The sequence below is a fragment of the Halobacteria archaeon AArc-dxtr1 genome, assembly GCA_025517425.1.
GTDB lineage: Archaea > Halobacteriota > Halobacteria > Halobacteriales > Natrialbaceae > Halostagnicola.
Window position 1 is genome coordinate 119,163 of the sequence record JAOPJY010000001.1, and the last position, 12,929, is coordinate 132,091.

A 12,929-nucleotide genomic window follows, 5' to 3' on the forward strand; every position below is an offset into this window, starting at 1 on the left:
TCCCAATGGCACGAATCAGCAACTGTTAGGACACCGGCCCGTCTCGGTCCACGCATGACCGACCCGGAGGACCTCGCCGAACGCGTCCGCGCTGGCGAGTTGCGCCTGCACGAACTCGAGGAGTACGCCGACCCCGACGACGCCGCCACGGCACGGCGCCTGCTCGTCGAGCGCGAAACTGACGCCGACCTCGACACCGTCGGCGAGTACGCCTTCCCCGCCGAGCGAGCCGAGCCGAACATCGAGAACATGATCGGCGCCGCCCAGGTGCCGATGGGCGTGGTGGGACCAGTTCCAATAGATGGCGGCGCCGCCACAGGCGAGTACTACCTGCCGCTGGCGACGACGGAGGGCGCGCTGCTGGCCTCCGTCAACCGCGGTCTCTCGGTGATTCGCTCGACCGGCGGCGCCGACGCTCGCGTCACCAAAAACGGGATGACCCGAGCGCCGGTCTTCCGGGTTTCGGGCGTCGCCGAGGCTGCCGAGACCGTCGAGTGGGTCGGCGAGAACGAGGGCCGACTGCGGGAGGCTGCCGAGGCGACCACGAGCCACGGCGAACTCCTGGGGATCGAACCGTACGTCGTTGGCGACGCCGTCTACCTCCGCTTTGCCTACGACACGAAAGACGCGATGGGGATGAACATGGCGACGATTGCGACCGAAGCCGCCTGCGAACTCGTCGACGACGAGACCCCAGCCTCCCTCGTCGCGCTCTCCGGAAACCTCTGTTCGGACAAGAAGCCGGCTGCGATCAACGCCGTCGAGGGTCGGGGGCGCTCGGTGACGGCCGACGTCGTGATCCCCGGCGACCTCGTCGCAGATCGGCTTCACACCACGGCCGAAGCCATCGCCGAGGCCAACACCCGCAAGAACTTAATCGGCAGCGCGAAGGCCGGCAGCCTCGGCTTCAACGCCCACGCCGCCAACGTCGTCGGCGCAGCCTTCCTCGCGACCGGCCAGGACGAAGCGCAGGTCGTCGAAGGCGCCAACGCGATCACGACGATGGATACGCGCGAGTCCGATGACGGCGACGGACCGGCCGATCTCTACGCCTCGATTTCGCTGGCCTCGCTCGAGGTCGGCACCGTCGGCGGCGGAACGTCGTTACCGACCCAGTCCGAGGCGCTGGACGTGCTCGGCCTGCGTGGCGGCGGCGATCCCGCCGGCAGCAACGCCGACGCCCTCGCGGAAGTGATCGCCGTCGCCGCGTTAGCCGGCGAACTCTCCCTGCTGGCCGCCCTCGCTTCCAACCACCTCGCGAGCGCCCACGCGGAGCTGGGTCGGTAGCCCGATCGGGCGATTTCGAGGACTACTTTCACTCCCCAGTTACTCACGCTGTTCCCGATTTTGGCGGGCTCTCTCGCTGTGTCCCAGTGACTCGTCTCCGACGATTACGTTCACTTTCACCGTCCGCTGTTGGCGATGGTATTTCCGGTAGCGTCCGGTAGCAACGAAGGCGTCCGTTCGGCGAGCACCGGCGGACGCACCACCCATGTCGGATCGAACGCCCACCTCGCTTGAGTCACGTCGCACGTATCGGTATCTGGTCGTCCTCGAGTTGGCGCTTTCGGCCGTCGCGCTCGCCCTCTCGATCGCGGTCGTCCTCGGGCTACTCTGAGGACGCTGCCTCGCGTTCGGCGAGCGTCAATCGGACGATGTAGACGCCACCCAGCCCGAGTAACAGCAATCCGAGGGCGCTGCGAAAGCCGCCGTCGCTCAGCAGGATCAACACCCAGCCGAACGCTGCGCCGGTGTACGCCAGTGCCATGTCGGATCGCCCGTAGAGATAGTGGACGAGGGCGACGAGTCCGAACGTCCCCGCAAGTGCCCACAGCGCGAGTGTGAAGGTCTCGTAGCCGGCGACCGTCGGCGAGATGATCGCCCCGTACGCCAGCAAGAGACCGGCGACGAGAATCCCTATCGCGATCGCCTGCCCCTGCAGATCGACCGTCTCTTCCATCGAGCGGTGATTTTCAGTCCGTAGACATAGCTGTGGTGTATTCGGTCCGAACGGGTTGTGGTCAGGTACGTCGGTAGAGGGAGCGAGACAGGCGAACGAACGGAGCCGAGTTAGAGCGATCGGTACCGACCCTGACTCTCGCTGGCCGCGCCCCGCCGGACGAGCTTTTCGAGTGCGGTCTGGACGTAGTCGGCGGGGACGCCCCGTTCGCCGGCGTACTCGATCACGTCGTCTTCGGTCGGCCGGTCGAGTTCGTCCAGCGCTCGCTCGACGATCTCCTTGCGACTCCCCTGGGTAGCGGGCTGGCGGGGATCGCGCTCTCCTGCAGCCGCCACGCTCTCGACGTCGAGTCCCGACGCCGCGAGGTACTCGTCGTCGTCGACGACGCCGTCCTCAACGGCAGACTCGAGATCAGCGAAGGAGTCGACTGCCGCGAAGGCGTCGCCCTCGCCCTGTCGGTTCGCGAGCATCGACGCCCGAACCTCTCGGGCGTGGTCTATGTCGTCAGTTTCGACGAACTTCTTGCGCCGCTCGTAGGGTCGGCGCGAGCCACAGCGGGGACACTGGGTCGTCTCCGACCGTCCCTCGAGGAGCCAGAGGTGTGAACACTCGCTGCAGCCGACGACGGCGTACGTCCCTCCCATCAGGCGTACGTGTCGAGCGAGTCCCACTCGCGGGCCATCAGTTCGCGGACGCCCTCCGAGAGGATTCCCTCGCCGAGCGCGGTCGCCCGGTAGTAGGAGTACAGGCCGTCTTCGTCGGGGCCCTTGCGCTTTCTGTTCTCCACAAGCCCGACGTCGACGAGCTCGTCCAGGTGGTAGTGCAACGCGTTCGACCGAACGCCGATCGCCTCGCGTAGCTCGCTTGCACTCTGGGGCCCCTCCTCGACGAGTTCGTCGAGCACCCGAAAGCGCGTCTCGTTGCCGATCGAGCGCTGCATTGCGAGGTACTCCTCGAGCGAGAGGACGCTGTGCTCGGGGAGCAGTCCCCGCCGGTCGTGTCCCGCCGCACCGCCGGATTCAGCCATGGTGCGTCCTTTGCCTGCCGCCGGCTTAAGCATTTACTGACTCAGTAGTTACTGAAACCACGCTATTTTAACTAGCCCTCGGACACACAGTCGGTATGCGCGACCGACTCGTCTCGGAGCTGGGCGACCTGCCTCGCTCCCGCTTTCTCGTCTACCTCATGGGGCCATACCAGGCGTTCGACGTCGACCGCGCGCTCGAACACGCCACCCCGGAGACCGTCCCCGAGTCGGTCGACTTCGGGACGCTCGTCGGCTCGGAACACGCCTTCGATCGCGACGAGGCCGCCCTGGATCTGCTACTCGACGTTCGCGACCGCCTGCGGGCCGATGCGGGCGTCAACGCCTTCCTGGCGATCGACGCCGACGTCCCACTCTCCGAGATGGACGCCGCCAGTCAGAGCATCGCTTTCGCCCGGGCGAGCAACGCTGTCGTCTACGTCGTTCCCGCAATCGGCGACAACCTCGGTGTCGGGATCGAAGTTGGCGCCGTCCTGGAGGCGCTGTTTGCCGGCGAGACGCCGGATCACCACCGCGAGCGCGTCGTCTTCGTTCACGAATCCGGCGTCCGCAGCGCGATGATCGCCGCGGTTCGCGACCGCTGGGAGGCGCGAGTCTACGCCTACGAGAACCGCGCGGATCTCGCCCGCCAGCTCCGGCTGTTCGTCCGCGATCTCATCCGCAAGGAACGAACCGGGAAGCTTCCCCAACTCGACTAAAAACAGTCAGCGGCTGTCGGTCGAAGCCCAGTCTTAGGCCAGCGTTTCGATATTCTCGACGACTTCGTCGGCGAACTCGCTGGTGGCGAGTTTCTCGGCGTCCTCGAGGTTGCGCTCTAGGTCGTAGGTCACCTTGCCCGACGAAATCGTCTCCTCGACGGCGTCGCGGACGAGGTCGGCGGCGTCGTCCCAGCCCATGTACTCGAGCATCATGCGACCCGAGAGGATCATGGCAGTCGGGTTGACCTTGTCCTGGCCCTCGTACTTCGGTGCGGAGCCGTGGACGGGTTCGGCGAGCATGCGACCCTCACCGAAGTTTCCGCCGGGGGCGATGCCGAGGCCGCCGATCTGGGCGCCACAGGCGTCGGACATGTAGTCGCCGTTTAGGTTCATCGTCGCGACGACGTCGTACTCGTCGGTGCGGGTGAGAATCTGCTGGAGCATGTTGTCCGCGATGCGGTCGTTGACGACCACGGCGTCCTCGGGCGCGTCGCCGTCGCGCTCCTCCCAGAGGGTGTCCTCGGTGATGACCTCGTCGCCGTACTCCTCTTCTGCGACCTCGTAGCCCCAGTCGCGGAACTGGCCCTCGGTGAACTTCATGATGTTACCCTTGTGGACCAGCGTGACCGAGTCGCGGTCGTTCTCGAGAGCGTAGTCGATGGCCTCGCGGACGAGGCGCTTCGTTCCGAACTCGGTGATCGGCTTGATGCCGATGCCGACGGGGCCGTCGTGGATGACGCCCGTCGCGCCCATCTCGTCTTCGACGAACTCCTTTACCTGCTGGACCTCGTCGGTGCCAGCCTCCCACTCGATGCCGGCGTAGACGTCTTCCGTATTCTCTCGGAAGGTGACCATGTCCATCTCGCCGGGGTTTTTGACCGGCGACGGAACGCCGTCTAAGTGGTAGGTCGGGCGGACGTTCGCGTAGAGATCGAGCAGTTTGCGCAGGCCGACGTTCAGCGAGCGAAAGCCGGCGCCGACGGGCGTCGTCAGCGGACCCTTGATCGCGACGCGGTGTTCCTTGATGGCCTCGACGGTCTCGTCGGGGAGGTTCTCGTCGTACTTCTCCCGGGCGCTCTCGCCGGCGTAGACGCGCATCCAGTTGATCTCGCGGCCGGTCGCCTCGGCGGCGGCCTCGAGTACCTGCTGTGCTGCGGGGCCGACGTCCTTTCCGACGCCGTCACCGTAGATGATTGGGATGATCGGGTCGTCGGGAACTTCGAGGTCGCCGTCCTCCGTCAGCGTGATCTTCGAGCCCTCCTCGGGAACGTCGATGGTGTCGTACTCGGAACTCATCTCGTCCCTACGGTTCTCCGTTGGGGGTAAAAGGGCTACCATTTCCGCTCGCGTTCTTTCGCTTTCGGTCGCCAAACTACGACCCAGCGTTGACGATCCAGGAGTCAACCGGCGCCGGTCAAGCACATTGCCCGCCTCGTCCGCCCGACCTCCATGTCACTCCCAGTGTCGTATCATCAACCCGATGCCCGTCGCGGCTAACAGGAGGCTACTCCCGCCAAGCCCCACGACGAGTCCCTCCGTTAGCGAGTTCGATTCTATGCCGAGCCACAGCAACACTCCCAGCGTGATCGCGACGGTCAGCAGCGCCGAACCGACAGCGACGGGGTCCATTTCCTCGGAGACCACAGCGCGCCCGACTGCAATCGCGGCCATCACCGCACAGAAGACGAACAAAAATCCGAGCAGTGACTCCATCGTCGCCGGGCTACGTAGGGGGGTACTGTAAGTGTACAGGAATCCGCGACCACCGACAGTGGGTCGAAGACGGGATCGCTCTCGGAGACGGAACCTCTTTTTGTCGACCGGTGTAACCCTGAGACATGGCCGAAACCGAGATCGACCTCGAGTCCGAGCAGTACGAGAAACACCGCGAGGCGGGCGAAATCTTAGCCCAGGTTCGCACGGAGACCGCCGACCGCGTCGAGATCGGTGCGAGCCACCTCGAGATCGCCGAGTACGCCGAGGACCGTATCCGTGAACTGGGTGGCAAACCGGCGTTTCCGGTCAACATCTCGATCGACGAGGAGGCGGCCCACGCGACCCCAAGCGTCGACGACGAGTCGACGTTCGGCGAGGAGATGATCAATCTGGATATCGGCGTCCACATCGACGGCTGGCTCGCCGACACTGCGATCACCGTCGACCTCTCTGGCAATCCCGAACTCGCCGAGGCCTCCGAACAGGCCCTAGAAGCCGCAATAGACGTGATCGAGCCCGGCGTCGACACCGGCGACATCGGTGCCGAGATCGAGGACGTCATCGACGGCTACGGCTACAACCCCGTCGTCAATCTCACCGGACACGGGCTTGGCCACTGGGAGCAACACACTAGCCCGAACATCCCGAACCGGGCGGTTTCGCAGGGGACGACGCTCGACGTTGGCGACGTCGTCGCGATCGAGCCGTTCGCGACCGACGGCGGCGGAAAGGTCACGGAGGGGGCAAGCGAGGAAATTTTCGCCCTCGAACGAGAGGGATCGGTTCGCAACCGTCAGGCCCGCGAGGCCCTTTCACAGATCACCGAGGAGTTTCGGACGCTGCCCTTTGCTACCCGCTGGCTCGAGACCGACCGTCCGGAGATGGCGTTGCGCCGACTCAAGCGCGGAAATATGGTCCACGGCTATCCGGTGTTAAAAGAGGACGACGGCTGCCTGGTAAGCCAGAAAGAACACACGGTGATCGTCACCGAGAGTGGCTGTGAAATCACGACCGAATAGCCAGCTGGTAGGGGGGCGACGACTGACAGCGACAAGGCGTGTCGATACCGTTCCTCAGGCGTTGTTCATCCGCTGTTTCCGACGGGAGCCACAGCGGTGGCACTCGGTAACACGGTAGGGTTCGCGTGAAAACTGCGCGTTCTCCGGTTTGAGACTCTCGGTTCGAATTTCGACTGAGACTTCGTGAATGGTCTCCACCCCACAGTCATCGCAGACTTCTGTAACGTTAGTAACCGATTCGTCCGTCGTCGCCATTGTCCGAGTTCTTTGGATAGAAACCCTATAAACCTATGTCTCGCTGAACGTTCTCTGATCGGTAATAGCCACCAATCATACCATTGATATGACTCGGCACGACCGATCGGCTCCGTTCCGCTAAGGAATTCAAACCGGCTGAGCACGACCCTCTGACGGACTGTCTCTGGTCCATCGGGGTGAAACCCTTTATCCCTCCCTCGACAGGACGCACGTATGGAACAGGTGTTTGCCCCCTGGCGAATCGAGTGGATTAGACGTGAGGAGAAGAACCCCGACGTGGCAGAGTGTGTCTTCTGTGAGCTGCCCGAGCGCACGAACGATCGCGAGAATCTGCTGGTCGCCCGGAGCGAGCACGCGTTCGTGTTGCTCAATAATTACCCGTACAATCCGGGCCACGTCATGGTGATTCCACGAATTCATACTGGCGAGTACGCCGACCTCGACGACGCCCAGCTACTCGACCACGCCCGGCTGAAACAGCGGACGTTCGAGGCACTCGACGACGCGATGGCACCGGACGGCTTCAACGCCGGTCTGAACCTCGGCGAGGGCGCCGGCGGCTCCATCGGCGACCACCTCCACACCCACGTCGTCCCGCGCTGGAAGGGCGATACGAACTTCATGCCCGTTATTGGTGAGACGTCGGTGATCGTCGAGGCGGTCGACGAGACTTACGGGAGCCTCCACGAGGCGTTCGCGACGCAGGAGGGAGCAACCGTTCCTGATTCGGACCAAGCGGTCGTTTTCGAGTGACACTGCGCTACGGATCCTGGCTCCGTACGGTTTTACTGTAGTGTCTCGTGGTCGCAGATAGCATGCTCTTGGTCATGCCGTACGGGACAATCGACCAGTGGGTGTGATGTGCAGGATGCAACGGCGCCTCGGCGAGGAGAACCTGATCTCAGATCGATACGTATTTCTACATGTCAGAAACAATCTGGATTAATGGACACCTTATCCTCGCCACCGCCCCCGCCGCCCACCGAATCGTGGCCGACGGGCGACTCGAGCGACAGATCGCGTTCGCCGTCGCGGTCGAACGACGGCCTTCCACTCGGATTGTGGATTGTCGTCGGCATCGGCTTCCTCGGCGTTTTTCTCGGCCTATTCGCATCGTTCATACTCATCGGCAAAGGGGCCGTCACCATCGGCGTGCTACTTCTCGCATTGACCGCACTCAAGGTCATTGTACTCGTTGGACTCCTCGGATTACGGTTCTGGGCGCTGGTACTCGCGCTCGTGGTCTACAGCGTCGGTGCGCTACTCGATCTGCTGACGGGTGAACTGTTGAGTCTCATCGTGAGCATCGTCATCATCGGCTACTTGCTCTCGATTTCGGGGCGGTTCGAGTAAGTCCGTGACCTCGGAGGTAGCGGTATGCCTGAACGGACGAACTAGCACCATAGGATGGTCTACTATCACGTGTGCCACGAACAGTTCTCTCTGCCGAACGCCTGCAACTACTGTGGCGAGTACTATCGTTCGGCAGTGACGGTTCTATTTCGGGAGGGAAAAACAGCCCCGCTCACAGCGGTTTCCCGAACGCGTACATCGTCTCGTGGGCCGTCACGTCGAGATCGACGAAGTCGCCAGGCTCGAGTCCGTACTCACTCGCGTTCTGGACGATGATCTGTCGGTACGCCGAATCGCGACACTTCACGGAGTCTGCGGTTCCGTGCTCGACGACCAGACAGTCCTCGCGCCGCTCGCCGACCATCGACTCGTAAGCTGTTCCGACGATCTCGCGCTTGGCGGCGCTCATCTCCGTCGAGCGCTCTTTCTTTACCGTCCCGCCGAGCCCCTTCATATTCGCGGCGTCGGTGCCCGGTCGCTTCGAAAAGCGGGTGACGTTGACCTTCTCGGGGCGAGTCTCGCGAAGCAGGGCCATCGACTGGGCGTGGTCGTGGTCGGTCTCGGTGGGGAAGCCAACGATGAAATCGGTCGACAGCGTCCAGTAGTCGAGGACGTCGTCGAACGTCTCGACGACCTCGAGATACTCCGCGACCTGGTGCTGGCGGCGCATATCTCCCAGAACGTCGTCCGAGCCCGACTGGACGGGCGCGTGCAGGAAGTTGTACAGCTCGTCGTGTTCGGCGAACACGTCGGCCAGCTCTTCACGGATACCATGGACGCCCTTCGGGTTGGCCATCCCCACTCGCACCCGGAAGTCGCCGTCGATCTCGCAGATGCGATCGAGCAGCTCGTGGAGTTTGCGCTCGCCCGTGTCCCAGCCGTAGACGCCCGTGTCCTGCCCGGTGATGCGAAGCTCCGTCGCGCCCGCGTGGATCAGGGCGCGGGCCTTCTCGACGTTCTCCTCGACGGGGGGAGACTCGATCTTTCCCGTCGCCTGTTTCGTAATGCAGTACGAGCAGTCACTCATACATCCGCGGGCGATCGGAAGGATGCCGACGACGCCGTCTAAAATCGGCTCGGCGTCGGGAGTCGTCGTCGGACACTCTCCGTTTGTCACGGCCTCGGGAACCTCGTCCCAGTGGAGTACCTCGCCGTCGACCTCGGCAGCGGCGAACTCCTCGCCCTGCGCTAAAGCCATGCAGCCGGTAATGTAGAGGTCTGCGGTCTCGTCGGCCAACTCCTCGGCTCGCCGGAGCATGTTTCGCTCGGTCTTCTCGACGACCGTGCAGGTGTTGAGGATGGCCACGTCGGCTACCTCGGGGCCATCAACGCGGTGGTGCCCGGCGTCCCGGAGCCGCCGCTCGATCTCGCGGCTCTCGCCGCGGTTCGAGGTGCAGCCGTAGGTCTCGATGTGATACCGGGCCATCTACGACGTACTCCGGCCCCGCGAGCCAAAAGCCCGACGGATTCGGTCCCGGCGACGTGCTCTCACACCCCCTCTGCTTCCTCGCCTCCCAGCCGATCGTAGTGCTCGTCTGCGACTTCCACGATCGCGACGAACGCGCCGACGATCACCGGCCCGAAAAAGAGCCCCATGATCCCGAAGGCGTAGATGCCGCCGAGGACCCCGATGATGATCACCGCCGGACTGAGGTCTGCGTACCGATCGACGACGATCGGTCGGAGGTAGTCGTCGGAGATGCCGACGACGATCGCGCTGTAGACGAACAGACCGACAGCGAGCAGCGGTTCGCCGGTCACCAGGAGATAGAGCACTGCAGGCCCCCACACCACGAACGCGCCGATCAGGGGGATCAATGAGAGGACGATCATGATCGCCGTCCAGAAGGCGGCGTTCGGGATGCCGGTGACGAACAGCCCGATACCGGCGATCGCACCCTCGATAATCGCGATCAGCACGTGGCCGAGCAACACCGCGCGCGTGACCTCGTCTACCTGCCCGTACAGGTCGTCCTGTACGTCCGCGGGAAGCGGCGTTACGTCACGGAGCCAGGCGTACAGCGAGTCGCCCGCTTTGAGGAGGTAGTACAGCAAGAACAGCGCGAGTCCGAGGCCGATCAGCGCGTGGGTCGCCGCACTGAACCACGCCGCCGACTGTTCGAAGACCGCCGTGCCGACCTCCTGGCCCGCGGTCGCGGCGTGCTCTGCGAGGTTCACGTCGATTCCCAGTTCGGCCTCGAGTTGCTCCTCAAAGTCGGCGATCCCGACCGCCTCGGGGTCTAGATCTTCGGCCAGCCGAGCCGCATCGTCGGCGACGGCTGCGATCACAGCTACGATCGGAACGACGACCGCGACGACGGCCAAAGACACCAGCGAGAGCGCCGCAATAGTCGACGACACGCGTTCTTCGAGCCGGCGTTGTAGCGGCGCAAGGACGTACGCGAGTAACACTGCGAGGAGCACGTACTGCAGGAAGGGGAGGACGACCTGCAGCGAGAGGTAGCCAAACGCGAGGATCAACGCGAGAAGGTAGCCGATGCTCCGGTTCACACCAACCCCCTCCCACGCTCGGCGGAATAAGCGTTCGCCGTGTTCGTTCCGCTAGAATCGTATTACTCGCAGTTACTTCATCGGCACACCGAACCGACGGCGTGACGTGTTCGTTCCGTAGACAGTCGCCGTGACCCGTCACAGTCCTTCAAGACGCTTGTGCACCTATCACTAGGTGGATGCCGACCCAGATCGATCCCCTCTCGCTGTCGGGCGATCTGTTGTACGCGGTCAAGACCGACGGCGACATCGACGAGTTGCGGACGCACCTCGCGACGCTGGACCGCACGCGCCTGCGGCGGGCACTGTCCGGCCGAGAGCAGCGCCTCGCGTTCTGGCTCAATACATACAATGCTTACGCGCAGCTACTGCTCGAGGCAAATCCCGAGATCGTCGATGCCGGACACCTAGAGCGCTGGCTGTTCGTGATCCGCGATCGGATCCCCGTTGCGGGGGTCTGGCTCAGTCTCTCCGATATCGAACACGGACTGCTCAGGGGGTCGCGACATCCGTGGGGACTTGGCTACCTGCCACGACCGTTCCCCTCCTCGTTCGAACGCGAGTTCCGTCTCGAGCGCGTCGAGCCGCAGATCCACTTCGCGCTGCTCCAGCGGGGCGAACACGGCCCGCCCGTGACGGTCTACTCGCCAGGAGACGTCATCGAGGAACTCGAAATCGCGACGGCCTGGTACCTAGAGGAGAACGTCGTCTACGATCGCGAGACGAACATCGCAACCATGCCCCGGCGGTTTCTCTGGTACCGCGGTGACTTCGGCGGGAAGCGAGGGATCGTCTCGCTCCTCCGGAAACACGACGTCGTCCCCGCGGACGCCTCGCCGACGATCGAGTACGACGAGTTCGACTGGTCGGTCGACATTCACGATGCGGGGGTCGACATCCGTGATCATGAGTAAGCGGTCCGCGCCCTCGAGCATTGCTCGGCACGAACTGAATTGTCCCGGGAAAACGGCGCGTCGCAGCTAGAACTCTTGCGCTTCGTCGAACGATGTTGAGCAAGGCTCAACCAGCGTGACGTCGGGCTTACGCCTCGTCGAACAGCTCCTCGCCCTCGACCATGTGCTCCTCGACGGCGTCCATGTCGAGGGTGACGCCCAGGCCGGGCTCCTCGGGGATCTCGATGTAGCCTTCCTCGATGACGTCCTCTTCGACCAAGTCCTCCCACCAGCCGAGCTCGTAGGAGTGGTACTCGACGGCCAGCGAGTTCGGAATCGCGGCGCCGACGTGGGCGCTGGCGACCGTTGCGACCGGCGAGGCGACGTTGTGCATCGCGACGGGGACGTAGTACATGTCCGCCAGATCCGCGATCTTCTGGGTCTCACGCATGCCGCCGACCTTGGGCATGTCGGGGGCGATCATGTCGACGGCCTGCTCCTCGATGAGGCGGCGCTGGCCGTGCTTGCGGTAGACGTTCTCGCCGGCGGTGATCGGCGTCGAGGTGCTCTGGGTGACCTCGCGCTGAACGTCGTGGTTCTCTGGGGGAACGGGGTCTTCGAGCCACCAGACGTCGTAGGGTTCGAGCGCCTTCGCGAGGCGCTTTGCGCTGCCACCGGAGAACGTCCAGTGGCAGTCGAAGGCGACGTCGGCCCGCGAGCCGACGCGCTCGGTGATCGCCTCGACAATGCTGACCTTGTGGGCGATTTCGGGCTCGCGAAGGTGGCGGTTCGCACGATCCTTCTCGTGGCCCGAAGGCACGTCTAAGTCGAACTTCAGGGCGTCGTAGCCGAGCTCCTCGACGACGCGTTCGGCCTCGTCGGCGCAGGCGATCGGGTCGGCCTCGTCCTCGGTGTGACAGTCACAGTAGACGCGCATCTTGTCGCGGTACTTGCCGCCCAGTAGCTGGTAGGCGGGGACCTCGAGAATCTTACCTGCGAGGTCGTGGAGGGCGACCTCGACGCCGGCGATTGCGGTGACGGTGACGCCGCCAATCGAGCCCTCGCCGGACATCTTCTGGACGAGGTGCTCGGTGAGACGGTCGATGTCGAGGGGGTTCTCGCCCTGCAGGAAGGGCGTCATTCGCTCGATCAGTTCGGGTGCGCCCGCACCCCAGTAGGCCTCGCCGGTGCCGACGATACCCGCATCGGTGTAGATCCGAACGAGCGTCCACGGGAAGTTCCCGTCGACCATCGTCGTCTGAATGTCCGTGATCTCTACGTCGCGCCCGCCGCCGCGCTCGCCGGTGACCTGCATCGTCTCGGCAGAGAGATCCCGCATCGTATACTCCGCGTTCGGGTCGTGTAGCTGCGAATAATCGACTCCCATAGGAACTGCTTACTCGGGGCGAAGTAATACCTTACCATCTCCTCGTTCGACCGTCAAAGAATCGCCGTCGCTCACCGGAACCAATCGCC

At 63.9% G+C, this 12,929-nt stretch carries 16 protein-coding genes; 7 read left to right on the forward strand and 9 right to left on the reverse strand.

From position 1 onward, the window contains the following. Nucleotides 1–54 precede the first annotated feature (54 nt). A complete protein-coding gene (hmgA, locus tag OB905_00585) occupies nt 55–1,287 on the forward strand; it encodes a hydroxymethylglutaryl-CoA reductase (NADPH) (GenBank protein MCU4924481.1) in 1,233 nt (410 codons plus the stop codon). A gap of 205 nt (nt 1,288–1,492) precedes the next feature. Then, nucleotides 1,493–1,618, forward strand: a complete 126-nt coding sequence (locus tag OB905_00590; GenBank protein MCU4924482.1) for a hypothetical protein — start codon at nt 1,493–1,495, stop codon at nt 1,616–1,618. Here the strand turns inward: OB905_00590 and OB905_00595 are convergent. From OB905_00595 to OB905_00605, 3 genes are all read right to left on the reverse strand, one after another. Beyond that, nucleotides 1,610–1,960, reverse strand: coding sequence for a hypothetical protein (locus OB905_00595; GenBank protein ID MCU4924483.1), 351 nt, complete (start codon nt 1,958–1,960; stop codon nt 1,610–1,612). The two genes, OB905_00590 and OB905_00595, sit on opposite strands and share 9 nt — an antisense overlap. 110 nt (nt 1,961–2,070) lie before the next feature. Continuing rightward, nucleotides 2,071–2,604 carry a DUF5817 domain-containing protein gene (locus tag OB905_00600; GenBank protein MCU4924484.1) on the reverse strand — a complete coding sequence of 178 codons (534 nt, stop codon included), beginning with the start codon at nt 2,602–2,604 and terminating at the stop codon, nt 2,071–2,073. Next, complete coding sequence (locus tag OB905_00605) at nt 2,604–2,987, reverse strand: helix-turn-helix domain-containing protein (protein MCU4924485.1); 384 nt, start codon at nt 2,985–2,987, stop codon at nt 2,604–2,606. The genes OB905_00600 and OB905_00605 overlap by 1 nt, the downstream gene beginning before the upstream one ends. A 95-nt stretch (nt 2,988–3,082) precedes the next feature. Here OB905_00605 and OB905_00610 point away from each other — a divergent pair, with 95 nt between their 5' ends. Continuing rightward, nucleotides 3,083–3,703: a hypothetical protein gene (locus OB905_00610; protein MCU4924486.1), complete on the forward strand. Its 621-nt coding sequence runs from the start codon at nt 3,083–3,085 to the stop codon at nt 3,701–3,703. Between the two features lie 33 nt (nt 3,704–3,736). On the opposite strand, the gene icd is transcribed toward OB905_00610, so the two are convergent. Both icd and OB905_00620 read right to left on the reverse strand, forming a co-directional pair. Continuing rightward, entirely contained in the window at nt 3,737–4,999 is a 1,263-nt protein-coding gene (gene icd, locus OB905_00615) for an isocitrate dehydrogenase (NADP(+)) (GenBank protein MCU4924487.1), read from the reverse strand. A 156-nt stretch (nt 5,000–5,155) separates the two neighbouring features. After that, nucleotides 5,156–5,416 (reverse strand): hypothetical protein, encoded by a 261-nt coding sequence (locus OB905_00620; protein ID MCU4924488.1) that lies wholly within the window; start codon nt 5,414–5,416, stop codon nt 5,156–5,158. A gap of 125 nt (nt 5,417–5,541) precedes the next feature. Here OB905_00620 and map point away from each other — a divergent pair, with 125 nt between their 5' ends. Beyond that, nucleotides 5,542–6,438: a type II methionyl aminopeptidase gene (map, locus tag OB905_00625; protein ID MCU4924489.1), complete on the forward strand. Its 897-nt coding sequence runs from the start codon at nt 5,542–5,544 to the stop codon at nt 6,436–6,438. Between the two features lie 54 nt (nt 6,439–6,492). Here map and OB905_00630 read toward each other — a convergent pair whose 3' ends face one another. Further along, complete coding sequence (locus tag OB905_00630; GenBank protein MCU4924490.1) at nt 6,493–6,693, reverse strand: hypothetical protein; 201 nt, start codon at nt 6,691–6,693, stop codon at nt 6,493–6,495. Between the two features lie 216 nt (nt 6,694–6,909). Between OB905_00630 and OB905_00635 the strand changes: the two genes are divergently transcribed. Together OB905_00635 and OB905_00640 are read left to right on the forward strand one after the other, a co-directional pair. Beyond that, nucleotides 6,910–7,449 carry an HIT domain-containing protein gene (locus tag OB905_00635; protein MCU4924491.1) on the forward strand — a complete coding sequence of 180 codons (540 nt, stop codon included), beginning with the start codon at nt 6,910–6,912 and terminating at the stop codon, nt 7,447–7,449. Between the two features lie 192 nt (nt 7,450–7,641). Beyond that, the gene (locus tag OB905_00640) at nt 7,642–8,049 is read left to right on the forward strand and encodes a hypothetical protein (protein MCU4924492.1); all 408 of its coding nucleotides are present in this window, start codon (nt 7,642–7,644) and stop codon (nt 8,047–8,049) included. Nucleotides 8,050–8,221: 172 nt separating this feature from the next. Here OB905_00640 and OB905_00645 read toward each other — a convergent pair whose 3' ends face one another. After that, nucleotides 8,222–9,475: a tRNA (N(6)-L-threonylcarbamoyladenosine(37)-C(2))-methylthiotransferase gene (locus OB905_00645; GenBank protein MCU4924493.1), complete on the reverse strand. Its 1,254-nt coding sequence runs from the start codon at nt 9,473–9,475 to the stop codon at nt 8,222–8,224. Between the two features lie 62 nt (nt 9,476–9,537). Beyond that, the gene (locus tag OB905_00650) at nt 9,538–10,560 is read right to left on the reverse strand and encodes an AI-2E family transporter (protein ID MCU4924494.1); all 1,023 of its coding nucleotides are present in this window, start codon (nt 10,558–10,560) and stop codon (nt 9,538–9,540) included. 179 nt (nt 10,561–10,739) lie between these two features. On the opposite strand from OB905_00650, the gene OB905_00655 reads away from it, so the two are divergent. Further along, nucleotides 10,740–11,474 carry a DUF547 domain-containing protein gene (locus OB905_00655; GenBank protein ID MCU4924495.1) on the forward strand — a complete coding sequence of 245 codons (735 nt, stop codon included), beginning with the start codon at nt 10,740–10,742 and terminating at the stop codon, nt 11,472–11,474. A gap of 127 nt (nt 11,475–11,601) precedes the next feature. Here OB905_00655 and OB905_00660 read toward each other — a convergent pair whose 3' ends face one another. Beyond that, on the reverse strand, nt 11,602–12,840 hold the full coding sequence (locus tag OB905_00660; protein MCU4924496.1) for a mandelate racemase/muconate lactonizing enzyme family protein: 1,239 nt from the start codon (nt 12,838–12,840) through the stop codon (nt 11,602–11,604). Between the last annotated feature and the right edge of the window lie 89 nt (nt 12,841–12,929).

Excerpts from the sequence above, each read along its gene's own strand:
- hmgA (MCU4924481.1), top strand. The coding sequence starts at position 55 with ATGACCGACCCGGAGGACCTCGCCGAACGCGTCCGCGCTGGCGAGTTG.
- OB905_00590 (MCU4924482.1), top strand. The coding sequence starts at position 1,493 with ATGTCGGATCGAACGCCCACCTCGCTTGAGTCACGTCGCACGTATCGG.
- OB905_00595 (MCU4924483.1), bottom strand. The coding sequence starts at position 1,960 with ATGGAAGAGACGGTCGATCTGCAGGGGCAGGCGATCGCGATAGGGATT.
- OB905_00600 (MCU4924484.1), bottom strand. The coding sequence starts at position 2,604 with ATGGGAGGGACGTACGCCGTCGTCGGCTGCAGCGAGTGTTCACACCTC.
- OB905_00605 (MCU4924485.1), bottom strand. The coding sequence starts at position 2,987 with ATGGCTGAATCCGGCGGTGCGGCGGGACACGACCGGCGGGGACTGCTC.
- OB905_00610 (MCU4924486.1), top strand. The coding sequence starts at position 3,083 with ATGCGCGACCGACTCGTCTCGGAGCTGGGCGACCTGCCTCGCTCCCGC.
- icd (MCU4924487.1), bottom strand. The coding sequence starts at position 4,999 with ATGAGTTCCGAGTACGACACCATCGACGTTCCCGAGGAGGGCTCGAAG.
- OB905_00620 (MCU4924488.1), bottom strand. The coding sequence starts at position 5,416 with ATGGAGTCACTGCTCGGATTTTTGTTCGTCTTCTGTGCGGTGATGGCC.
- map (MCU4924489.1), top strand. The coding sequence starts at position 5,542 with ATGGCCGAAACCGAGATCGACCTCGAGTCCGAGCAGTACGAGAAACAC.
- OB905_00630 (MCU4924490.1), bottom strand. The coding sequence starts at position 6,693 with ATGGCGACGACGGACGAATCGGTTACTAACGTTACAGAAGTCTGCGAT.
- OB905_00635 (MCU4924491.1), top strand. The coding sequence starts at position 6,910 with ATGGAACAGGTGTTTGCCCCCTGGCGAATCGAGTGGATTAGACGTGAG.
- OB905_00640 (MCU4924492.1), top strand. The coding sequence starts at position 7,642 with ATGGACACCTTATCCTCGCCACCGCCCCCGCCGCCCACCGAATCGTGG.
- OB905_00645 (MCU4924493.1), bottom strand. The coding sequence starts at position 9,475 with ATGGCCCGGTATCACATCGAGACCTACGGCTGCACCTCGAACCGCGGC.
- OB905_00655 (MCU4924495.1), top strand. The coding sequence starts at position 10,740 with ATGCCGACCCAGATCGATCCCCTCTCGCTGTCGGGCGATCTGTTGTAC.
- OB905_00660 (MCU4924496.1), bottom strand. The coding sequence starts at position 12,840 with ATGGGAGTCGATTATTCGCAGCTACACGACCCGAACGCGGAGTATACG.